At 74.9% G+C, this 20,319-nt stretch carries 18 protein-coding genes; 6 read left to right on the forward strand and 12 right to left on the reverse strand.

Annotated elements, in window-relative coordinates:
• Window positions 1–94: 94 nt before the first annotated feature.
• Genes CP968_RS01800 through CP968_RS01815 form a run of 4 tightly spaced genes read right to left on the reverse strand, consistent with a single transcriptional unit; the run spans window position 95 to window position 4,743 of the window.
• Entirely contained in the window at window positions 95–1,114 is a 1,020-nt protein-coding gene (locus CP968_RS01800; protein ID WP_150516298.1) for a cytochrome d ubiquinol oxidase subunit II, read from the reverse strand.
• On the reverse strand, window positions 1,111–2,574 hold the full coding sequence (locus CP968_RS01805) for a cytochrome ubiquinol oxidase subunit I (protein WP_150516299.1): 1,464 nt from the start codon (window positions 2,572–2,574) through the stop codon (window positions 1,111–1,113). Before CP968_RS01805 ends, CP968_RS01800 begins: the two co-directional genes overlap by 4 nt.
• Window positions 2,571–3,941, reverse strand: coding sequence for an NAD(P)/FAD-dependent oxidoreductase (locus CP968_RS01810; RefSeq protein ID WP_150516300.1), 1,371 nt, complete (start codon window positions 3,939–3,941; stop codon window positions 2,571–2,573). The genes CP968_RS01805 and CP968_RS01810 overlap by 4 nt, the downstream gene beginning before the upstream one ends.
• A gap of 7 nt (window positions 3,942–3,948) precedes the next feature.
• Entirely contained in the window at window positions 3,949–4,743 is a 795-nt protein-coding gene (locus tag CP968_RS01815) for an SDR family oxidoreductase (protein WP_150521642.1), read from the reverse strand.
• A gap of 388 nt (window positions 4,744–5,131) precedes the next feature.
• Between CP968_RS01815 and CP968_RS01820 the strand changes: the two genes are divergently transcribed.
• Together CP968_RS01820 and CP968_RS01825 are read left to right on the forward strand one after the other, a co-directional pair.
• The gene (locus tag CP968_RS01820) at window positions 5,132–6,004 is read left to right on the forward strand and encodes an isocitrate lyase/PEP mutase family protein (protein WP_150516301.1); all 873 of its coding nucleotides are present in this window, start codon (window positions 5,132–5,134) and stop codon (window positions 6,002–6,004) included.
• Window positions 6,001–6,282 (forward strand): hypothetical protein, encoded by a 282-nt coding sequence (locus tag CP968_RS01825; RefSeq protein ID WP_189828793.1) that lies wholly within the window; start codon window positions 6,001–6,003, stop codon window positions 6,280–6,282. Before CP968_RS01820 ends, CP968_RS01825 begins: the two co-directional genes overlap by 4 nt.
• A gap of 38 nt (window positions 6,283–6,320) precedes the next feature.
• On the opposite strand, the gene CP968_RS01830 is transcribed toward CP968_RS01825, so the two are convergent.
• Complete coding sequence (locus CP968_RS01830) at window positions 6,321–7,076, reverse strand: lysophospholipid acyltransferase family protein (RefSeq protein ID WP_150516302.1); 756 nt, start codon at window positions 7,074–7,076, stop codon at window positions 6,321–6,323.
• 302 nt (window positions 7,077–7,378) lie between these two features.
• Between CP968_RS01830 and CP968_RS01835 the strand changes: the two genes are divergently transcribed.
• Together CP968_RS01835 and CP968_RS01840 are read left to right on the forward strand one after the other, a co-directional pair.
• Complete coding sequence (locus CP968_RS01835) at window positions 7,379–8,551, forward strand: FAD-dependent oxidoreductase (protein WP_150516303.1); 1,173 nt, start codon at window positions 7,379–7,381, stop codon at window positions 8,549–8,551.
• On the forward strand, window positions 8,548–9,711 hold the full coding sequence (locus CP968_RS01840) for a Rossmann-fold NAD(P)-binding domain-containing protein (RefSeq protein WP_150516304.1): 1,164 nt from the start codon (window positions 8,548–8,550) through the stop codon (window positions 9,709–9,711). The genes CP968_RS01835 and CP968_RS01840 overlap by 4 nt, the downstream gene beginning before the upstream one ends.
• An 18-nt stretch (window positions 9,712–9,729) precedes the next feature.
• Here the strand turns inward: CP968_RS01840 and CP968_RS01845 are convergent, their stop codons facing one another.
• From CP968_RS01845 to CP968_RS01860, 4 genes are all read right to left on the reverse strand, one after another.
• Window positions 9,730–10,212 (reverse strand): hypothetical protein, encoded by a 483-nt coding sequence (locus CP968_RS01845; RefSeq protein WP_150516305.1) that lies wholly within the window; start codon window positions 10,210–10,212, stop codon window positions 9,730–9,732.
• Between the two features lie 181 nt (window positions 10,213–10,393).
• Window positions 10,394–12,550 carry a hypothetical protein gene (locus tag CP968_RS01850; protein WP_150516306.1) on the reverse strand — a complete coding sequence of 719 codons (2,157 nt, stop codon included), beginning with the start codon at window positions 12,548–12,550 and terminating at the stop codon, window positions 10,394–10,396.
• Window position 12,551: 1 nt separating this feature from the next.
• Window positions 12,552–13,325 (reverse strand): type 1 glutamine amidotransferase domain-containing protein, encoded by a 774-nt coding sequence (locus CP968_RS01855; protein WP_150516307.1) that lies wholly within the window; start codon window positions 13,323–13,325, stop codon window positions 12,552–12,554.
• 298 nt (window positions 13,326–13,623) lie between these two features.
• Complete coding sequence (locus CP968_RS01860; RefSeq protein WP_150516308.1) at window positions 13,624–13,953, reverse strand: enolase-like domain-containing protein; 330 nt, start codon at window positions 13,951–13,953, stop codon at window positions 13,624–13,626.
• Between the two features lie 138 nt (window positions 13,954–14,091).
• On the opposite strand from CP968_RS01860, the gene CP968_RS01865 reads away from it, so the two are divergent.
• Window positions 14,092–15,135 carry an AraC family transcriptional regulator gene (locus tag CP968_RS01865; RefSeq protein ID WP_150516309.1) on the forward strand — a complete coding sequence of 348 codons (1,044 nt, stop codon included), beginning with the start codon at window positions 14,092–14,094 and terminating at the stop codon, window positions 15,133–15,135.
• A 66-nt stretch (window positions 15,136–15,201) separates the two neighbouring features.
• Here the strand turns inward: CP968_RS01865 and CP968_RS01870 are convergent, their stop codons facing one another.
• Together CP968_RS01870 and CP968_RS01875 are read right to left on the reverse strand one after the other, a co-directional pair.
• Window positions 15,202–16,680 carry a type 1 periplasmic-binding domain-containing protein gene (locus CP968_RS01870; protein ID WP_150516310.1) on the reverse strand — a complete coding sequence of 493 codons (1,479 nt, stop codon included), beginning with the start codon at window positions 16,678–16,680 and terminating at the stop codon, window positions 15,202–15,204.
• Between the two features lie 4 nt (window positions 16,681–16,684).
• Window positions 16,685–18,679 (reverse strand): ATP-binding protein, encoded by a 1,995-nt coding sequence (locus CP968_RS01875; RefSeq protein WP_150516311.1) that lies wholly within the window; start codon window positions 18,677–18,679, stop codon window positions 16,685–16,687.
• Between the two features lie 124 nt (window positions 18,680–18,803).
• Between CP968_RS01875 and CP968_RS01880 the strand changes: the two genes are divergently transcribed.
• Window positions 18,804–19,562, forward strand: coding sequence for a YqjF family protein (locus CP968_RS01880; RefSeq protein WP_229885789.1), 759 nt, complete (start codon window positions 18,804–18,806; stop codon window positions 19,560–19,562).
• Between the two features lie 44 nt (window positions 19,563–19,606).
• Here CP968_RS01880 and CP968_RS01885 read toward each other — a convergent pair whose 3' ends face one another.
• The gene (locus CP968_RS01885) at window positions 19,607–20,050 is read right to left on the reverse strand and encodes a DUF5709 domain-containing protein (RefSeq protein ID WP_150516313.1); all 444 of its coding nucleotides are present in this window, start codon (window positions 20,048–20,050) and stop codon (window positions 19,607–19,609) included.
• Window positions 20,051–20,319 lie beyond the last annotated feature (269 nt).

Below are 20,319 nucleotides of genomic sequence, written 5' to 3' on the forward strand. Positions count from 1 at the left end.
CGTCCTCCCTTGCCGGGGAGACCGGCCGGACCGTGCGTCCGCCGGTCCTCCGCTCCTTCCAGCATCGCACCGGCGGCCGGGGCGCGCCGGGCGGTCATTCGGCGACGTCGTCGTCGGTCAGGGGTTGCAGCGCGCCGTGGGTGTCGAGGCGGTACAGGACGACCAGCGCGGGGCCGATCAGCACGAGGGCGACGACCGCGACGACGAGCATCCAGCGCAGGGGGCCGCTCGCTCCCGCACCCTGCTGGACGGTCAGCGAGGTGGGGACCAGGTACGGCCGCTGGGCGCACCCCCAGGCCGCGACGAGCAGGGCGACCGTGGCCACCGAGCTGTAGCGCGCCCATCCCGCGGCGGCCCCGGCCACCAGCAGCGCCGTGACCACGAGCGCCGCCGCGGCGGCGCACAGGAGGGCGAGTCCGGCGCCGTGGGTGAGCCCGTGGTGGACGTAGGCGGCGCGGGGTTCGGTCACGGTCAGGCCGATCACCGCGATGGCCAGCAGTGCTCCGGCGCCGATCCGGGCCCGGAGCCGGAAGTAGGCCGTCAGGTCGGGGGCGCCGAAACGGCGCGCGTCCGCGGTGAGGAACACCGCGCCGAGGAAGGCGGTGGCGGCCACCGTGACCAGTCCGGCCACGATCGGGGTGGTGTGGGCCCAGACGTGGGCCGTGGCGGGGGTACCGGGTGCCACCCGCCCGGAGGCCACCGCGCCGATGGCGGTGCCCAGGAAGAACGGGGTGAGCAGGGAGGAGACGGCGAAGGCGGCTCCGTAGATCCGGCGGCCGGCGATCCCCCGCGTGGGCTTGCGCAGCGCGAACCCGGCGCCCCGCAGGACCATCCCGACGGCGGCCAGCGCCAGCGGCAGCCAGAGCGCGGTGAACACGGTCTGGAAGAAGACGGGGAAGCCGGTCCACATCAGGATGAACGCGAAGATCAGCCAGACGTTGTTGACCTCCCACACCGGCGCCATGGCGTGGTCGATCAGCCACCGCACCCGTTTGCCGCGCTCGGCTCCGCCGGCCAGCAGGTCCCAGAAGCCCGCGCCGTAGTCCACTCCCCCGCCGCAGGCGTAGGCCGCGATCACGGCCAGCAGGATCGCGGCGACGATGCTCGCGGTCACCGCGTGCTCCCCGGCCCCGGACGGGCGCCGGGCGCGCCGGCGGGCGCGGGCCGGCGCGGGCCGTACGGTGTGTCCGCTTCGGGTGCGCCGTCGCGCGCTCGCGCCGAGTCCTCGTCCGCCAGCCTCCACCGGGTGCGCATCGTGAGCAGCACGCCGAGGAAGGCGCCGAAGATGAGCACGTAGACCACGACCACGAGGCCGAACATGATCCACAGCGAGGAGGCGGGGGTGGGGGTGACCGCCTCGGCGACCCGCATGTTCTGGTAGACGATCCAGGGCTGGCGCCCCACCTCGGTGGTGATCCAGCCGCATTCGACGGTCACCAGGCTCGCGGCGCCGGCCACGGCCGCGCACCGGAAGAACCAGCGGGACTGCGGCAGGTCGCGGCGCTTCCACCAGCACCAGGCGTACCAGAGCGCGAGCAGGATCAGGACGCTGCCGATGGTCGCCATGATGTCGAAGGCCCAGTGGGCGATGGTCGCCTGGGTCGCGGTGGGACGCTCGTCGGCCGGGACCGAGGCCAGTCCCGTCACCCGGGTGTCCGGGCTGAAGCCCGCCAGGATGGAGTCGAGTTGGGGGATCTTCAGTCCTCCCTTGACGCTGCCGTCCTCCTGGAGCCGGCCGAACATGTACTCGGGGACGTGGGTGCCGGTCTCCCAGACCAGTTCGGCCGCGGCGAACTTGACGGGCTGTTCGTGGAAGATCTTCCGGGTGATGTTGTCGCCCAGCAGGAACTGCACGGGGGTCAGCACGGTGGCGAGGGTGAACGGCACGGTGAAGCCGAGCCGGTGGTAGCGGTCGCGGCGTCCGCGCAGCCAGCCGACGGCGTACACGCCGGCCACCACGTATCCGGCGGTCAGGAACATCGCGACCACGAAGTGCCAGTACTGCGGGCCGAACATCGGGGTGAAGACGGCCTGCTGCACGCTGATGTCCACCGGCCGTCCGCTCGCGTCGAGGGTGAAGCCCCGGGGGGTGTTCATCCACGAGTTGGCGGCGATGATGCCGAACGCGCCCATGAGCGCCGCCAGCGGCATCGGTACGCCGAGCCAGAAGTGCGTCCACGGCTTCAGGCGGCGCCAGCCGTAGAGGTAGATCGCGATCAGGATCGCCTCCAGGAAGAAGGCCCAGGCCTCGATGCCGAACCCGAGGCCGAAGACGTCTCCCCAGCGGCCCATCATGCCCGGCCAGAGCAGCCCGAACTCGAAGGACAGCACCGTGCCGGTGACGATGCCGATGGCGAACTGCACGGCCATCACCGCCGACCACCGGCGGGCCAGCAGCAGCGCCACCGGGTCGCCGGAGCGCAGGCCCCGGTGGTGCATGACCAGGGTGATGAAGGGCAGGGCCACGCCCAGCGGTACCAGGATGATGTGGGTGGCCAGGGTGAACGCCATCAGCTCGCGCGCGGGGAGGAGCTGCGCGGGGGCGTCGGCCAGCAGGTGCGCCGTGGTGGTCATGCGGGCCTCGGTGGCTCGTGCGGGGTGACCGCGGGGTCCGCCGGCGGGCTCGGCGGGGTGAACGGTACGGCCGTCGTGTGCGGGGCCCCTGTGGTGAAGGCACGCTCGCGACGCGATCCGGAGGCGAAGACCACGGCCCAGCTGAGCAGCGCTCCGGCCCGGCTGCGGAATCCGGTGAGGAAGACGATGTGGACGAAGAGCCAGATCAGCCAGCCGATCAGTCCGGAGGCGTGGAAGCGGCCCCTCTTCACGACGGCCCTGCCGCGCGAGATGTACGCCGCGCTGCCGAGGTCCAGGTAGCGGAAGGGCCGTGGTGTGCGGGTGCGGCCTTCGACGGCGTGCCGGATCCGCCGCCCCGCGTAGGCACCGCTCTGCATCGCGACCTCGGCGAGACCGGGCAGCCGGTCCAGGACCATCAGGTCGCCCACCACGCGGATCTCCGGGTGGCCGGCGATGGTCAGGTCGGGCTCGACGTGGATGCGGCCCGCGCGGTCCTGCTCGGCGCCCGTGGCCCGGGCCAGTGCCGTGGCCAGCGGGGGTGCCTCGACTCCCGCGGTCCACAGCACCGTGCGCGCTTCGACCCGCTCGGTGCCGCCGTCCTCGCGTCGGACCGTCAGGCCCCGGTCGTCGACGCGGGTGACGACCGAACGCAGGTGGACCTCGATGCCGAGGTCGTCCAGGGTCCGTGCGGCACGGTCGGACAACGCGGGTCCGAAGGAGGCGAGCACGGCGTCCGAGCCGTCGAAGAGCAGCACCCGTGCCAGGCCCGGGTCGACGGCGGCGAACTCGCGCCGCAGCGTGCGGCCGGCGATCTCGCGGATCTGGCCGGCGAGCTCGACCCCGGTGGGGCCGGCGCCCACGAGGGCGAACGTCAGCCACTGCGCGCGCTCGGCCGGGTCCGTGCTCGCCTCTGCCATCTCGAACGCCCGGTAGATCTTGGCCCGTACCGCCAGCGCGTCGTCGAGGGTCTTCATGCCGGGGGCGAAGGGCGCGAACTCGTCGTGGCCGAAATAGGACTGCCGCACGCCGACCCCCACGATGAGGTCGTCGTAGGGCAGCGCGAGGGAGCCGCCGTCCGGGCGGGTCGCGTGGACCACGCGGGCGGTGACGTCCACGTCCTCGGCGGTCGCCATCAGGCAGCGCACCCGGGGGTGGCGGCGCAGGACGGCCCGCAGCGGCTGGGCGATCTGGCCCTCGGAGAGGATGCCCGAGGCGCACTGGTACAGGAGGGGCTGGAAGAGGTGGTGGGCGCAGCGGTCGACGACGGTGACCTCCACCGGGGCGCTGCGCAGGGCCCGTACGGCGAAGAGCCCGGCGAAGCCGCCGCCGAGGATGACCACCCGGCGGTGTCTGACGTGGTCGTCCACGGCGGCCTCAGCCGCCGGTGGCGAAGCCGGGGAAGAGGGTCATCCCGCCGTCGACGTAGAGGGTGGTGCCGACGACGTAGTCCATCAGGTCGGAGACCAGGACGGTGACGGCGTCGGCGATGTCCTCGGGGTCGCCCACGCGGCGGTAGGGGATCAGGCGCAGGAGGTCGGCCTCGGCCTGGGGGGTGTCCCAGGCGCCGCGGTTGATGGGCGTGCGGATCGCGCCGGGTGCGACCGCGTTGACCCGGATCCCCTGCGGGGCGAGTTCCTGGGCCAGCGTCTGCATCAGCATCAGGACGCCCCCCTTGGAGGAGGCGTAGTTCACGTGGCCGGACCAGGGGATGATCTGGTGGACCGAGCTCATGCAGACGATCTTCCCGGCCGAGCGCGAGACCTCGGGCACGACGCCCCTGCGGAGGAACTCCTTGGCCGCCTCCCGGGCGCACAGGAACTGGCCCGTGAGGTTGACGTCCAGCACCTTCTGCCACTGGTCGAGGGTCATCTCGGTGGCGGCGGCGTCGCGCTGCATGCCCGCGTTGGCCACCATGATGTCGATGGTGCCGAACTCCTCGACCATGCGGGCGACCATCGCGACGACGTGGTCCTCCCGGGAGACGTCCGCCTCGTGGGCGTAGGCCCGTACGCCGAAGGACTCGATCTCCTCGACCACCGCCGCGGCCTCCTCCTGCCCGGAGACGTAGTTGACGACGACGTCGGCGCCCGCGCGGCCCAGCCGGATCGCGGTCGCCTTGCCGATGCCGGAGTTGGCCCCGGTCACCAGGGCCTTCTGCCCACTGACGATCTGGGGCCCTCTGTCCCGGTTCCTGTCCTCAGCTGAGGTCACTGCTCTCTCCCGTCGTCGACCGCACACGGCACCGGATGCCACCGTCCGTGACGGCGCCCCCGCGACGGCGTCGGCTCGCCACCGCTCGCCCGTTCGAGGCGGCCCTCCCGCCCGATCGGCGGAAGCGGCACGGGGGCGGACGGCCGGCGGGTGGTGGTCGGGTCGGCGGCGCGGGCCGCGGCAGGGACGTTTCCCGGATGAACGGATTGGGCCGTTGGTGTGAGCCGGTCGGCGAAGTAACCGTTCCCCAGGAAATGGTCAGGAAATGATCTGCATTGGGTAAAGAGCTGCGCGTCGCAGCCGCTGCCCCGACGTCCGACGCCCCGCCTTCACGAGGAGCCTGACCATGAGTTACGGGAACACACTGCGCGAGCAGATCGCCGAGCCGGGTACCACCCCCCTGATCGGCGTGTACGACATGTACTCGGCGTCCGTGGCGGCCGCCCACTACGACGGGATGTTCGTGTCCGGGTTCGGCTTCGCGGCCTCCTACTACGGGCTGCCCGACATCGGGTTCATCGCGTGGCCGGACATGATGGCGTTCGTCCAGCGGCTGCGCGGCGCCTTCCCCCACCACCACCTCCTGGTCGACATCGACGACGGCTACGTCGACCCCGAGGTGGCCTGCCACGTCGTGGAGGGCCTGGAGCGGATCGGCGCCTCCGGCGTCATCCTGGAGGACCAGAAGCGGCCCCGCCGGTGCGGGCACGCGGACGGGAAGCAGGTCCTTCCGCTGGCGGAGTACCTGGAGAAGCTCGACATGGTGCTCGCGACCCGCAAGGACCTGCTCGTCGTCGCGCGCACCGATGCCACCGAGGAGGCCGACATCCTGCGCCGCGCGGAGGCGCTGGCCGCCACCGACGCCGACGTGGTCCTGGTCGACGGGGTCCGCAGCGTGGAGTGGATCCGGCGGATCCGCGAGGTCGTCGGGTCCAAGCCGCTGCTGTTCAACCAGATCGCGGGCGGCAAGTCACCGCGGCTCTCGCTGACCGAACTGGGCGATCTGGGCATCGACGTGGCCATCTACAGCACCCCGTGCCTGTTCGCGGCACACCGGGCGATGGACACCGCGCTGGCGGAGCTCCGCCTGGCCGACGGGCGGCTGCCCGCCGCGGAGGGAGCGGGCGAGATCGGCTTGGGCGAGTCCACCGGGCTCCTGGCCAAGAACATCGCCCGGCACCAGCCCGTCCCCGCCGCGCGCGAGAGCGCCGGGGTGTGACCGGTGTGCGGGTGCGGGCCGCCGCCTGCCTGGCCGCGGCTCTGCTCGGCGGCGCCGCCGCACCGGCCGCCGCCGGTGGCAGCCTGATCACCGTCATCGACAACTCCCACGCCGACTCCGTCCTGGAGGTCGACCGTTCGGCCAACGTGCAGAGCGGCAGCGGTACCGCCGGCAGCGACCACGACGGCAGTGCGGTCGACATGCTCGCCACCCTCGTCCACGCCGGTCACCCCGGCGAGGACGACAGGGAGGGAGGGGACGGCGGAGAAGGCGGCTGAGGCACCCCCGGCGGGGCCCGGCAACGGCGGCGGCCCGTCTACGAGGGGCAGCACGGCCCGGGGGCGTCGGTCGAGGCGCCGCAGACAGCGCACCGGCACCGAGCCGTGCCGGTCCCGGTGCGGAGCCCGGTGCGGAGTCCGGCCGGGGGCGCCGGCTCGCCGAGGGCGCGGGCCGCGGTCCGCCACGCGGCGGTGACGGCCCGGTGGGCGCGGTCGGTGGCGTCCGGCACGTGGGCCGGCAGCCGGAGCGGGGCGCCGATGTGGACGTGCAGTCCGGGCCGGCGCAGCGGGGCCGTCACGGTGCCGGCGAACTGCTTGGCCCCGCTGCCCGAGCACAGCCGGCGGACCCCCGCCTGACCCACCGGTACGACGGGGGCTCCCGTCGCGGCGGCCAACCGGGCGAGGCCGCTGCGGAAGGGCCCGGGAGCGCACTCGGCCGCGTCCCACCGGGCCGGCAGCCGTCCCTCCCCGTACAGCAGGACGGTACGGCCGCGGCCGAGGGCGGCGGCCGCGGCCTCCAGGGATTCGGCGGCGCGGGCGGTGCCCCGGTGGACGGCGATGTGGCCCTCGCGCCGGAGCGCCGCACCGAGCAGCGGCACCCGCCACAGACCGGCGGTGGCCAGCACCACGGGCTCGATCCCGTACCGGCGCAGGGCCGCGACCACCACGGCCGGGTCGGCGAGCGAGGTGTGGTTGGCGACGACGATGGCCCCGGCGGGCAGGCGGGCGGGGTCGGCGGTGACGGTCAGCCTGCCGAAGGCGGGGACGACGGCGGCGGCGATGCGGCTGAGCATGGGAGGCCCCGTTCGGAGGGTGCGCGGTGGTGTCGCGGCGGTGGTGTGGCGCGCCGCGGTGGTCGTTCCATGATCGGGCGGGAGGGACGGCCCGGGCATGAGTAGGCGTACTCAACCGGCACGGGGCGGGACCCCAGCGCCGCGCACCGAGGCGGTCCGGAAGGGAGCGTGGAGCACGTGGCGGCGCGGGCGTGCCCCCGCGCGCCCCGGCCGGGCGCGTTCTCGGGCACCGGGCCGCGGGGAGGAATGCACCGTTCGCACGCCCGGCGGGCCGGGCCCTGGGCGGTACGGGGGGAGCTGGGTTGACGACGTCGTCGGAGAGCGCCGGTGTGATCGTGGTCGGCGGCGGGGCCGTGGGGCTCGCGTCGGCCTGGGAGGTGGCGCGGCGCGGTCGGCCGGTGCTGTTGCTGGAACGATTCGCCCTGGGCCACGAGCGGGGCGGTTCGGCCGGGCTCGAACGCCAGTGGCGCGTGCAGTACAGCGAGGAGCGCTGGTCGCGCCTGGCCCTCGCGACGCTGCCGCTGTGGCGATCCCTGGAGTCGGTGTCGGGGCGGCGGCTGGTCCACGCGACGGGCAGCCTGTGGTTCGGGCGCACCGGCGTGGCCACCAGTGAGGGGGAGCTGCGGGCGGCGGCCTCCGTCATGGAGCGGCTGGGCGTGCCGCACGACTGGCTGACCGCGTCCGAGATCGAGGCGCGCTTCGGGTTCGCCGGGCTGCCGCGCGACTACGAGGGCTTCCACCAGGCCGACGGCGGGGTGATCGACGTGCGGGGGACCCTGGCCGCGCTGGCGGGCCTCGGCGCGGCGGCCGGCGTCCGCGTCCGGGAGCACGAGCACGTGCGCGCCATCGCACCGGACGGCACGGGCGTGAGCGTCCGCACCGATCGGGGCGTCCACCGCGCCGAGAGCGTCATCGTCAATGCCGGTGCGTTCGGCGGCGCGCTCCTGCAGGGTCTGGGCTGCCCGGTCGACCTGCACGTCTTCCGCATGAGCTCGGGGTACTTCGCGTGCCGCGGTCCCGCCGTCGACCTGCCCACCTGGTACGCGTTCGTCGAGCCCGACGCCTCGGGCGCCAACCGGTCGTTCTACGGCTTCGGCCGCAACCCGTGGACCGGTGGCGACCTGGTGCGCGCGGCGCCGGACACCGAGGTGCCGGTGGCCGCGGCGGACGCGGCGGACCCGCAGCAGCCGGACGCGGGCGATCTGGCCCGTACCGCCGACTGGGTCCGGGCCCATCTGCCGGGTCTGGTGCCCGAGGTCCGCGGAGCGGGCACCTGCCTCGCCTCGCTGCCCGCCGATCCGGCGCGGCAGTTCCTGCTCGGGACGCTTTCGGGGCGGATACCCGACGGCGAGCGGGTGGTGGTGCAGGCGGGCGGCTGGGCCTTCAAGTTCGTGCCCGCCTTCGGCCGGATCTGCGCGGACCTGGCGCTCGACGGGAGCAGTTCCCGCCACGAGGGCACGGTGGTGCTGCGGTGAACGCACTGACACGGGACCCCTGGCTGGACGGGTCGGGCGTCCGCGTACGACGGCACCGGGGTCCGTCCGGGCGCACCCTCTACGTCGCGCTCGCACCGGGCGGGCGCGGCCGGGCGCTGCCGGGCAACGGCGGGCTGCGCGTGGTGACCGGGGCCCCGCCGAGCGGGGGTGCGCGGCGGCTCGGCCGTCGGCTCGCGGTGGAGATGCTGCTCAAGCACCGGCTGCACCACACCGGTTTCTCGGGTGCGAAGCTGCTGGTCACCGGCGCGGCGGGGGTGGACGAGGAGCTGTTGGCGTGGATCGCGGCCGTACTGGGCCAGCACGCGGGGCGGTTGTACACGGGCGCGGACATGGGGGTGACGGCCGTCGACATGGAGCGGCTCGCCCGGCTGTCCCCGTACGTGCTCAACGCCGTCGGGAGCCGGGCGGAGCCCCACGCCTCGACCGCGGCGGGGGTGCGGGGTGCGGTGGAGGCGTGGGCGCGCGGGCCGGTGGCCGGGATGCGCGTGCTGGTGCACGGGGCCGGCAAGGTCGGCGCGGTGCTGGCCGCGGAACTGGCCGCGGCGGGGGCGGGGGTGCTGGTCCACGACCGTGATCCGGCGGTCGCGGAGGTGCCCGGGTGCACGGCCGTGCGGGACTGGACCGGCGCGGAGGTGGACGTCTTCGTGCCCTGCTCGGTGAGCGACCTGGTCGACCCGGCGCTCGCGAGGACGCTGCGCTGCGGGGCGGTGATCGGCTCGGCCAACGCGGTGCTGGCCGACGAGGAGGCGACGCTGCGGGTGCTGGCGGAGCGCGGGATCGTCTACCTGCCGACGCCGCTGGTCGGCGCGGGCGCCGTCATCGTCGACTCGATCGAGTACTACGCTCCCGAGGCGTTCCGGCTGGCGGAGCCGCACGAGGTGTACGCCTTCGTCCGGGCGACGGTCGGGGACTCGGTGCGGTGGCTGCTGGACGCGGCGTCGGACCTCTCCCCCGCCGCGTTGCTGCGCGAGCGGCAGTCGCTGTCCGCTCCGGTCCCGGTTCCCGGGGTCCCGGCGGCGCGGTCGGCCGCCGGGCCGGAAGAGCGGTTCTGCGGCCTGCGCTTCGCCCCGGCCGGCCTCGCGGACCGCGGCCGGCCCACCGGAGGGCGGGTGCCGGACGGCGCGGCCGGCGGCGGATGAGCGCAGGGGCGGGGACCGTCAGTGGGGCAGGCGGCGGCCGCAGCCGGCGCAGTGGCGGGCGTCGCGTTCGGTGGCGGGGCGGCCGCACGCGGCGCAGACCGGGTCCGGGAGGGCGGCCGCCCCGTCCGCCCCGGCGCGCGGGGCGGGGCCGATGCCGAGGGGCGGGCGGCGCCGGTGCGCGGTGGCGTACGTCATCCCGTCGGCGCCGGCGCACAGCGCGCGGGTGGCGCCGACGGGCATCCACACCACGGAGCCCGCTTCGAGGACCCAGGTCGTGTCGGGGGTGCGGAGCTCTCCCGTACCGGCGACGACGACGAGGAGCACGCCGAGGACCGGCTCGGTGTGCTCGCCGATCCGCGCGCCCGGGCCGAGTCGGATCAGGTTGGCGTCCAGGTCCCTCACCGGGTCGCCCAGGGCCCAGCCGACTCCGAGCTGTCCCGGGCCGACGGCGGCGTTCTGGGCCGGCGGGACCACCTGCACGGCGGGGCGGGTCGAGGTCATGGGGGGCTCCAGCTGCCGGACGCACGGTTCGTCAGGGGGCAGCCTCCCACAGCCGGACGGCCCGCACCCGGGCGTCGGCGGGGCCGGTGGTTCCCGGGCCGTGCCGGGGTGCGCCGCCGGCCCGCCGCCCGGGTGGTGGGCGACGGGCCGGCGGTCCGCCCGCCGGTGGGGGACGCGCGGGTCAGCGGGTGGTCATCAGGACCTGGCTCGATCCGTCGGGCAGGCCGGCCAGCGCGACCCGGTCCCCGGCGAAGGCGCCGGCTCCGGCGCGGCCGGGCAGCGGGCGGAACGGTGTCCATGCCCCGCCCCGGTCGCGGGTGGTGTGGTGGACGTTCCCGTCGAGGCCGACCGCCAGGACCCGGCTGTCGCCGTTCGGCAGGCCCGTGATGGCCAGTGCCCGGGCGCCCATCATCGGGGTGTCGACTCCGGCGGGGCCGTTCCAGCCCTGCAGGCTGCCGTCGGCGCGCAGGACGGTGTGCCAGATGTTGCCGTCGGTGCCGATCGCGACGAGCTGGCCTTCGCCGCCGGGCAGCGCGGCGATGGCGAGCGCGCGGCCCCGGAAGTCCGGCGCGTTGACCCCGGCGACGATCGGCCAGGCGCTCCATGACCCGTCGGACTGCCGGGTGCCCAGCCGCATCCGGCCGTCCTCGCCGAAGACCAGGACCCGGGTGGAGCCGTCCGGCATGCCCGCGGCCGCGACCTGGGTGGTGCGCAGCAGGGCGCCGGTTCCGGGCCCGGCGGACATGGCGGCCCAGCCCTGCCAGCTGCCGTCGGGGTGGCGGACGGTGTGGTAGGTGACGCCGTCCGTGCCCACGGCCACCAATTGGCTCGATCCGTCGGGCAGGCCGGTGATGGTCGAGGCGGACGCCTTGAACGCGCCGGCCTTGCCGGCGCCGGGCAGCAGTGCCCAGCCCTGCCAGGCGCCGTCCGCGTGACGGATGTTGTGGTAGAGGTTGCCGTCGATGCCGGTACCGGTCACCTGGGTGCTGCCGTCGGGCAGCGCGGCCGCGGACACCTGCGATCCGACGAAGCGCAGGGAGGTTCCGGCGCCGCTCAGCGGGCGCGGACCGGTCCACGTTCCGTCGGGGGCGCCCGTCGCGGAGTGGAAGGTGTGCGGGGTGGTGGGCGGGGTGTTGCGCGCGATGATCTCCCGTTGGAGTTCGCCGGCGCGCACGCCGGCCCGGTCCTGGTTGACGTCGTCGGTCATGACGATGTTCATGTTCTCGGAGATGTTGGAGCCGCTCCAGTCCCCCCTCAGCTTCGCCAGGATCTGGGGGTTGAGCTGGTTCTCCAGGTGGAGCAGGTACTGCGAGGTGACCGACGAGGGCATCGCTCCGATCTTCTCCAGGCCCTGGGCCACGACCAGGTCCGGGATGGAGAGGGAGGGGTCGATGATGCTCTGTAGGACGAAGAACTTCCCGGTGGTGTCGCCCGGGTCCTTGTCGAGGACCTGGTCGCCCCGGCCCAGCACCGCGTCGAAGTTCTTCTGCAGGGTGTCCCGGTCGAAGAGCGCCTTGACGAAGTCGGTCCAGTGGGTGTCCGCCTGCACGTAGCTGCCGCGGTACGTCTGCGCGCCGGGTCCCCAGGCCCAGGGCTGGCCGGTGGTGGCCTTGTCGTCGATGAGGACGACGTGGCGGCCCGCCGCGAGGTACTGGTCGTAGGTGGAGTCGGGGGTCAACGAGCCGTCGGCGAGGGCGGGGTGGCCCGGGCCGCCGCCGATCGCGTCGGCGAGCAGGGTGGCGGCCTCGGTGTTGGCGGCGCGGGCGGTGTCGGGCGCCGCGGCCGTCGACAGCCGGATGATGACGATCTCCTGGGGGTGCCGGGCGATCCAGTCCGCGACCTGGTCGACCTCGCCGCTGACGGCGGGCGCTCCCCCGCTCGCGGGAGAGTCGAAGAACTGGTTGCCCGTCGGGCCGCCGTGGTAGGTGAACCACTTGCCGCCCTGCTTGCACAGGCGCAGGTCGAAATACCGCGCCCCACCGTCGAGTTGCTGGACGAGGGTGCCGCTCTGGCTGCGCGACATGCTCGCCGCGATGGAGGGGAAGGTACGGGAGATCGAGGCCTGGTCGCCGGCGTCGCACACGCCGCTGTTCCGGGTGATGCTCCAGGAGCCGGCGTCGTGGCTGCCGGGCATGACGATGCGGTTGAGCGGCCGGCCGCCGAGGACCGACCGGTTCTCGGCCATCCAGGTGCGCAGGTCGGCCGAGGCCCGGCCGGAGGTGGAGGCCGCGGCCGGCGCGTCGGCGGGGGCCGGGGCCGTGGCCGCCGCGGCGGCGCCGGGAGAGAGGGCCGAGGCTGCGATCAGCAGCCCCGCGACCCAGTGGACACCAGTCTTCATGTCATCCCTTCGGTGCTGCGGACGTGGGCCGGCCGGACCGGACCAGGGCGAGGTAGTCCGAGGCGAGCCGGTGGCAGTCGCCGGGCCAGCGGGCGGAGAGGTAGTTGCGGTCCCGGACGGTGAAGCCCCGGCCGGGTCGCGCGGCGGTGTCCCGGACGGGGAGCACCGGACCGGGCGCGAAGTGCCGGGGATCGGCCAGTGCGGCCGTGACCTCGGCCTGCACGGTGGTCGGATAGGTGCGGTAGTAGCGGCCCAGCCAGAGCCGGGTGAGGTTCCACGCCGTCAGCTCCAGCAGCGCGGTCAGGGCGGTGGTCCGGCGTCCGTACAGCACGGAGCGGCCGGTCGCCGGGTCCGTCGCCCGCGCGGCCAGCAGCACGCCGTGGCACACCATCCCGAGGGGCAGGTCCCGGGCGAAGGCGGCCGCGACCAGCGCCTGGGCGGTGGTGTCCTCCAGCAGCGTGCGCATGCCCGGGGCATGGCCCCCGGGGACGAAGAGGCCGGTCAGGGCGGCCGGGTCGACCTCGGCGTAGGCCAGCGGCGCCTGGAAGCGGGGGTCGGCGGCGAGCCGCCGGTAGGTGGCGCGTTCGGCGCGGCGGGTCATCAGCCAGGGCGAGAGCAGCGAGAACCCGGTGTCGGTGAGCCGGCGGTCGGCGGCCGCCGGGAGGCCGTCGGGCGTGGCGAACCGTACGTCGAACCCGGCGTCCCGCAGCGCCGCCCAGGGCACGGCGGCCTCGGTGGGGTCGTAGCCGGAGGCGGGCAGCAGGAAGACGATCACGCGGTGCTCCTCGAAGGGTGGGACGGCGCCGGGTGCGGGCGAGTTCGACGGCGGTCCGCGGCCCCTTGTCGCGCAGGGTCCGCAGGGTCCGCAGGGCGAGCCGGCCGGCGGTGACGACGCTCGTGCGCCGGCCCCGGCGCCGTGATGGGCAGCCGGGCGACGGCGGTGCGCGCGCTCAGCACGTCGTGGTCGTCCATGGGCGGCGGCTCCTCCAGCCAGGCCGTGCCGAGGTCGGCGCGGGCGTCGGCGAAGTACCGGGCGCGGGCCGGGTCCCGGAGGGGTGCGTCGGCCACCGCGGTCACCCGCCGGCCCTGGTTGGCGTCGACGCCGGTTCGATCCGGGCGTTGCGCGGGCCCAGGTAGGCCCTTTCGCGCAGCCGCTGCTGCACGGTCGGGATGTCGGCGGGGTCCAGCCCCAGCAGGTACCGGCCGAGCAGATCGCCGAGCCCCGCGCGCTCGCTGGCCATCGCCGGGCCGGCGGACCAGCCTTCGACCCCGTCGTCGGTGAAGAGGCTGATCGGGTCGAGGCGGTCGTGGGTCCGGGGGCGGCCGGGGATCCAGGCCGGGCGGAAGGGCGTGGGCGGCGGGACGGCGACGTGGTGGAGCTCGATGCGGTAACGGGCGGCCATGGGCACCTCTCGGCTGGGACAAGGCCCGACCCTAGGAGCGGCGCCGGAGACGGTCATCCACCCCGGCGGCCACGCTCTTCGCATCCGGTACCCGCGGACCGGTTGACTCCGGCGGCGCCCCCGCATTGACTGGCCGCCATGCCGAGCCTGGAGCCCTCCACCGTCGCCGCGAGCTACGCCCACGCCGTGTGGACCGCCGTGCTGGCGGACGGGGAGGCCGGCGGTCCGCGGGGGCCGGGCCGGTGGGCCTCGCCGACCGAGCGGGTGCCGTTCGCCGAGGTGCGCGAGGTGTGGCGGCGGGCGCTGGGGGCGGGCGAGGCCGATCCGCACGTGGGCCTGCGGGTCGGCGCGCTGCTGCGGCCGGCGGGGCTGCACGTGCTCGGGCACGTGGTGCTGACGTCGGCGAGCCTGGCCGACGCGGCGCGGGCGGCGGTGCGCTACCACCCGTTGGTGAGCCAGGCCGGCACGGTCGGGCTGATCCGCGGGGCGGAACGCAGCCGGCTGCGGTACCGGCCCACGGTCGGCCCGGACGCGATGCACCCCCAGCAGGTGGAGGCGATCGTCACGGCCATGGTGACGGCGGCCCGCTGGGTCGCCGGGGACGGCTGGGCGCCGGTGTCGGTGGCGTTCGCCCACCCGCGGGCGGGCTCGCCGGAGCCGTACGCGCGCGTGCTGCGCTGCCCGGTGGTGTTCGGTGCGGCCGAGCACGAGATCGTCCTGGCCAACGCGGACCTCGACCGCCCCCGGGTGCCCTGCGATCCGGAGCTGAACGCGCTGCACCGGGCCTACGCGGACCGGTTGTTGCGGGAGTTGACCACGTCCGTACCGTTGCGGGAGCGGGTCCGGCAGTGGCTGGAGCACGCGCCGCTCGACGGCTCGGGACCGGCCGAGCCGTCGAAGGAGCTGCACCTGAGCCCGCGCACCCTGCGCAGGGTGCTGCGCGAGGAGGGCACCTCCTGGCGGGAGCTGCTCGACGGCGCCCGGCACGCGCGGGTCCGGCGGCTGCTGGAGACCACCGGTCTGCCGCTGGACCGGGTGGCCGGCGCGGTGGGGCTGAGCGGGGCGACGGCGCTGGTGCGGGCCTTCACCCGCTGGGAGGGGGTCACCCCGGGCGCCTACCGGCGCCTGCGGGGCGGGAGCGGGACGGCCGGCGGCCCGTCCGGGACCGCCGCGGGCCGGTAGCCCGGGGGCGGCCGGCCGGGCGGGGGGTCCGAGGCGGTCGGCTGCGGGACGGGACCGCCGGGCGCCTCACTGCTGTTCGGGCGGCTTGCCCTCGGCCGCGGAGACCTCGACGAACTCGGCCTGGCCGGCCGCGGTCAGCCGCAGGATGGGGACCGCTTTGTTGCGGGGGTTGCCGTTGTTCTGGAACGAGATGAACCCGCTCGCGCCCGCCACCTGCTGGCTCCCGTCCATCTGGTGGAACATGCGGCCCACCGCCGCGCCGTCCACCTTGCCCTGCCAGCGCGCGGCCATCTGGATGCCCTGGGCGGCGGCGAGGACCGCGTCGTGGCCCATCAGCGCGCCGCCGTCGTAGCGGGGATCGCGCGGGAACCACTGGTCGAGCAGTCCTCCCGGCTGGAAGTTCTTGGCCGACGGGGCCGACACCGCCTGCGGTGAGGTGCGGTACATGTCGGGGTGGGACAGGCCGGTGTAGAGGACCTCGACGCCGGTCTCGGCGGCGTGGGCGATCTGCTCGGCGGTCAGGTTGGTCGTGTCGTCGCCGGTGAAGACGGTGAACTTCTGCTCGGTGCAGCTGCGGTTGGACAGCGCGTCGAGGAAGTGGGTCAGCTGCCGGCCGCGGCCGGCGAAGTAGACGACCTGGGGACGCTGGAGGCACAACTGGCCGGGCATGTAGCGGAGTTCGTTCTGCCAGGCGCTGCCGACGGAGGAGTCGTAGGTCATCCGCTCGGCCACCAGCTTGTGCTGGGCGCCGTCCTGGAAGGCCTCGGTGAAGGCCGTACCGAGGGTGGAGGCGTACAGATTGCCCTGGGCCACGTCCTGGATGACGACGGCGGTGGCGGAGCCGCGCCGCTTCAGGAAGCCGGCCGCCGCGTAGGCCTCGTCGACGTTGGTGGGGGCGACCCGGACGAAGCCGTCGATGTTCTGGATGTCGGTGGCGGTCATGGTGGCGCCGACCATGGCGATGCCGTTCTCGGAGAGCCGTCGGACCGCCGCGAGGTTCTCGTCCGTACTGGGCCCGAGGCCGGCCACCGCGACCAGCCGGTCCGGGGCGCCCTTGCGGGCGATCAGTTCGTCCACGGTGTACCGCCACTGCGCCGACCGGCTGCCCGCGTTCGCGATCAGCAGGCGGATCTTGGGCGTGGCCGACAGGTCGCCGCGGTTGTGCCGGTACTGGGCGAGGTAGGCGCCCTGGAGCTCGTGCCGGACCCCTTCGGCGGAGTTGCTGTCGTCGGCCGTGGTGGTGAAGGAGGTCAGGTAGGCGACGCTGACGTACGGTTCCCGGTCCGCGGCGGCCAGGACCCTGGCGTTCTCCTCCCGGATCTTCTTGCGGACCTCGTCCAGGTCCGGGGCGAAGGCGTACGCGCCGTCCGTGACGCCGACGCACTCGTCGCGGGCGCCGCGCTCGACGACCCCCTCGGCGCAGGTGGACAGGCGTTCCTGGAGCCAGCCGACGCCCAGCCACAGGGCCGCGCCCGCCACGACGGCGGCGGCGACCGCCACGGCGACGCGGCGGACGACGTGCAGCGGCCATTCCAGTCTGACCACGGGCTCAGCCCTCCCCGCCGGCGGTCTGGGGGTCGCGCCAGTGGCGGTGTCGCTCCGCCTCGTTGAACAGGGCCACGATGTCGGTCCTCCGCAGTTGGGACAGCTGGGTGAAGCCGTCGGCGATCATGTCGTTGAGCCGCATGGCCGGGTCGGCGAGCGGATCGCTCCACACCCAGCGCGCGGTGACCAGCGTGTGGATCACGGATTCGACGTCCATGGCGCGGCCGGTCCGGCCCGGGCCCAGCGCGGCGAGCAGCTCCAGCGGACCGCGGTCCGTCGGGAGGCGGTTGGGGGCGGCGGTGACCGCGCCGAACTCGGCGATCCACTGCAGGGCCGGAACGGCGGTGAAGCGCCGCGTCAGATGGGCGGTGACCTCGTCGGTCCGGCCGAGCGCGAGCCGGTGGTACATCTCCTGGACCGGCCGCCCCTCGTCCCGGTAGTACTCCGCGAGGAGTTCGTGGGCGGCGTCCCACGCGTCGGGGCGCCGGGCCAGCCGCCACAGCAGCAGTCTTCGCAGCCACGGGTGCAGGACGGGGACGACGGTGAGCGGACCGGACAGCAGCCAGCGGGAGCGGATCTCGCCGAACAGCGCGTCACCGCTGCTGAGCAGCCGCGTGCCGACGGAGAAGTCCCGGGCGGCGGCGCATTCGGCGAGGGTCGCGCGCTCGGTCCCGTCGAAGTCGCGCAGCAGGTGGCCGAGGGCGGTGTCGGCGAGGGTGGCGGTGCTCTCGCCGATGCTGAGCGGCCGGTCCGGGAGGGTGCGCAGCCAGCGGTCCTGCTCGGGGCCGGAGCCCGGGGGCGGTCCGGACTGGCGCAGCGCGCCGAGGACGTGGTGGACGGCGCGCGGGAGGCCGCCGGTGAGCCGGTGGACGAAGGGGGTGAGGCGGGTCAGGGGGGCGAGGTCGCCGCGGCCGCCGAGCTGGAGTTCGATGCGGATGCGCACCTCGTCCAGGTTGAGGTCGCGCAGGCGCAGCGGGTACCACCAGGTGTCCTCGCTGTCCCGGGTGGGCCGGTAGGTGTTCCAGTCGGCCAGCGAGGCCCGGTCGGGGCCGCGCAGTTGCCAGGGCCAGGAGTCCCCGGTGGCCGGTCCCCAGCGGGGCAGCCAGCGGTTGGAGCTGGCGACGACGGTCAGCGGGTCGCTGGCGTGGCCGGCGACGACCGTCTCGTCGTGCCGGGCGCGCAGCAGCAGGTCGAGGAAGCAGCGGCCCTGGTCGGTGTGGGAGTTGTCGAGGAGGAGCAGGTAGGAGCGGGGCATGAAGTTGCGGGCGGTGTTGCGTCTGAGGTCTTCGAGGAACGCCGAGAAGAGGACGAGGTCGAGCCGTTCCTGTTCGTCGGCGTCGCCCTCGTGGCGCCACAGGTTGAGTTCGACGAGGGCTTCCATCGGGTCGCCGCTGCGGGTCATGGGGTGCCTGCCGTACCAGTGGGCGCCGGCGGTGAGCCGGTTGCGGCCGCCGAAGAGGCCCGGCATGCTGCGCCGGCCGCGGCGGACGGCGTCCTGGAAGAGGGCGAGGGCGGCGGTGGAGGCGCCCTCGGGCATGCCGAGCGCGCCCATGCCGACGTCGAAGAAGGCGGCGAGGTAGTCGCCGTACCGGGCTTCGTTCTCCTCCTGGAAGCGGTCGAGCTGGCGCTGCACCGCGCGGCGGCCCTCGGCCAGGCTCCGCATCCTCAGTTCCTGGTCGGAGGCGAGCAGGCCGAGGCTGAGGAGGGGGAAGTGGGAGCGGCCGTAGCGGGGCAGTTTGCGTTCGAGCTGACGGGCGAGCAGGCCGAGGGCGTACCGGGGCAGGAGGGACTGCGTCCCGCTGAAGTTGACGAAGGCGAAGGGGTGGTCGGGGCCGAAATGCTCCATCAGTGCGCTGTGCGCCTCGCTGGCGCCGCTGCCGGGCGGTCCGAGCAGCATGGTCAGGGGCCGCTCGGCGGCCGGTGTCTCCTTCAGGCAGGCGTCGACGAGGGACAGGATGCCGCTGCGGCCGCGCAGGCCCATGCCGGTACCCGGCTCCATCACGTGTCCGCCCCCCAGGCCTACGCTTCCGAGGACACGAGAGTGCCACTCCGATCGGTTCCCTGCTATAGGAACGGTTGCGCCGGATGTGCGGGGTGCGGTCCGCGGCGGGGAGAATGGGCGGGTGCCGTACCCCGCGCCGTACCCGCCCGAGCCCGTCCGTGCGGAGCCGCCCGCCGCGCCGGGGCGTCCGCTGCTGACCCAGTCCTGGCTGGACCTGGCGTTCCTGCACTGGGCGGCCGATCCGGCGGAGGTGGCTCCGCTGCTGCCGGCGGGCACGGTGCCCGACACGTTCGAGGGGGTCACGTACGTCGGCCTCATCGCCTTCCGCACGGACCGGGTGGGCTGGCTGGGCCTGCCCGGGGTCCCGTACTTCGGGTCCTTCCCGGAGACGAACGTGCGGCTCTACTCGGTGGACGCGCTGGGGCGGCGCGGGGTGGTCTTCCGTTCTCTGGACGCGTCCCGGCTGGTGTCGGTGGTGGTCGCCCGCGCGGGGTTCCGGCTGCCGTACCAGTGGGCGCGGATGTCCGTCACCCGCACCGGCGACGTCCTCGCCTATACGGGAACGCGCAGGTGGCCGGGGCCGCGGGGCGCCCGGTCGCACATCGCCCTGCGGGTGGGCGCGCCGATCGCGGAGCCGACCGGGCTGGAGCACTTCCTCACGGCCCGGTGGGCGCTGCACAACGATTTCCACACCGGGCCGCTGTACCTGCCGAACGCCCATCCGCGGTGGCCGCTGCGGCGCGCGGAGCTGCTCGCGTGCACGGAGGACCTGATCTGCGCCGCGGGGCTCTCCGCCCCGTCCGGCCCTCCGGTGAGCGTGCTGTACTCGCCCGGGGTGCGGGTCCGCTTCGGCCGGCCGCGCCGGCTGCGGTCGGGCTGAGCCGGGGCGGTGTCGCGGGCGGCGGGGTGCGGGCCGGGCGGGGATCAGGGCTCGGGGTCGCCGCGGGCGGTGTTGCGTCCGACGACGTGCATGGCGGCCTCCTCGGCCGATTCCTCGCCCGCTTCGGCGCCCATGTCGTGGCCCAGCACGTCGGTGTTGTGATCAGCGGCCTCGTCCACGAAGGGGACCAGGCGGCCGACGCCCGCCTCGTCGAGCGGGTAGGGCGCGCGGGGGGCGTCGCCGATCTCGGGGACCTCCTGGGCGAGGCGCTCGTCGAGGCTCTCGCCGTCCCGCTGTTCGCGTGCGGTGGTGCCGTGCCGGGCCACCACGGCGGGCCGGTCGGGGGCGGTCCGGTGGTCCTCGTCGAGGCTCTGGTCGGTGTTCGGCTCGTCGAGGGCGTTCTCCATGTCGGGCTGGCCCTCGGCGGGCTGGTCGGCGTCCTGCGGCTGGTACACGTCGTCGCCCGGGCCCTGCGCGTCATCGACCATGATTCCCATCCGTTCCACGAGGGCGGGGGCGGGTGTCCGCCGCCCGGCCGGCCCATGCCGGTCGGTCCCGATCGGCCCCGGCCGGCATCCGTGTGCGGGCTCCCCTCCCATCATCGGCGCATCCGGGCACGGTGACGACCGCTGCCGGCCGGGCCGCCGCGCGGGGAGCGGCCGTCGTGCTCACCGCCTACCCGGTCGGGCGACGGGCCGAGCAGCGCGTGACGGAAGGGGCCTCCCGGGGACTTTCGGCGCAGCAGCAGCGACAGACC

This window comes from Streptomyces subrutilus (assembly GCF_008704535.1).
Lineage (GTDB): Bacteria > Actinomycetota > Actinomycetes > Streptomycetales > Streptomycetaceae > Streptomyces > Streptomyces subrutilus.

Excerpts from the sequence above, each read along its gene's own strand:
- CP968_RS01845 (WP_150516305.1), bottom strand. The coding sequence starts at position 10,212 with ATGACCTCGACCCGCCCCGCCGTGCAGGTGGTCCCGCCGGCCCAGAAC.
- CP968_RS01885 (WP_150516313.1), bottom strand. The coding sequence starts at position 20,050 with ATGGTCGATGACGCGCAGGGCCCGGGCGACGACGTGTACCAGCCGCAG.
- CP968_RS01865 (WP_150516309.1), top strand. The coding sequence starts at position 14,092 with ATGCCGAGCCTGGAGCCCTCCACCGTCGCCGCGAGCTACGCCCACGCC.
- CP968_RS01820 (WP_150516301.1), top strand. The coding sequence starts at position 5,132 with ATGAGTTACGGGAACACACTGCGCGAGCAGATCGCCGAGCCGGGTACC.
- CP968_RS01830 (WP_150516302.1), bottom strand. The coding sequence starts at position 7,076 with ATGCTCAGCCGCATCGCCGCCGCCGTCGTCCCCGCCTTCGGCAGGCTG.
- CP968_RS01850 (WP_150516306.1), bottom strand. The coding sequence starts at position 12,550 with ATGAAGACTGGTGTCCACTGGGTCGCGGGGCTGCTGATCGCAGCCTCG.
- CP968_RS01805 (WP_150516299.1), bottom strand. The coding sequence starts at position 2,574 with ATGACCACCACGGCGCACCTGCTGGCCGACGCCCCCGCGCAGCTCCTC.
- CP968_RS01875 (WP_150516311.1), bottom strand. The coding sequence starts at position 18,679 with ATGGAGCCGGGTACCGGCATGGGCCTGCGCGGCCGCAGCGGCATCCTG.
- CP968_RS01860 (WP_150516308.1), bottom strand. The coding sequence starts at position 13,953 with ATGGCCGCCCGTTACCGCATCGAGCTCCACCACGTCGCCGTCCCGCCG.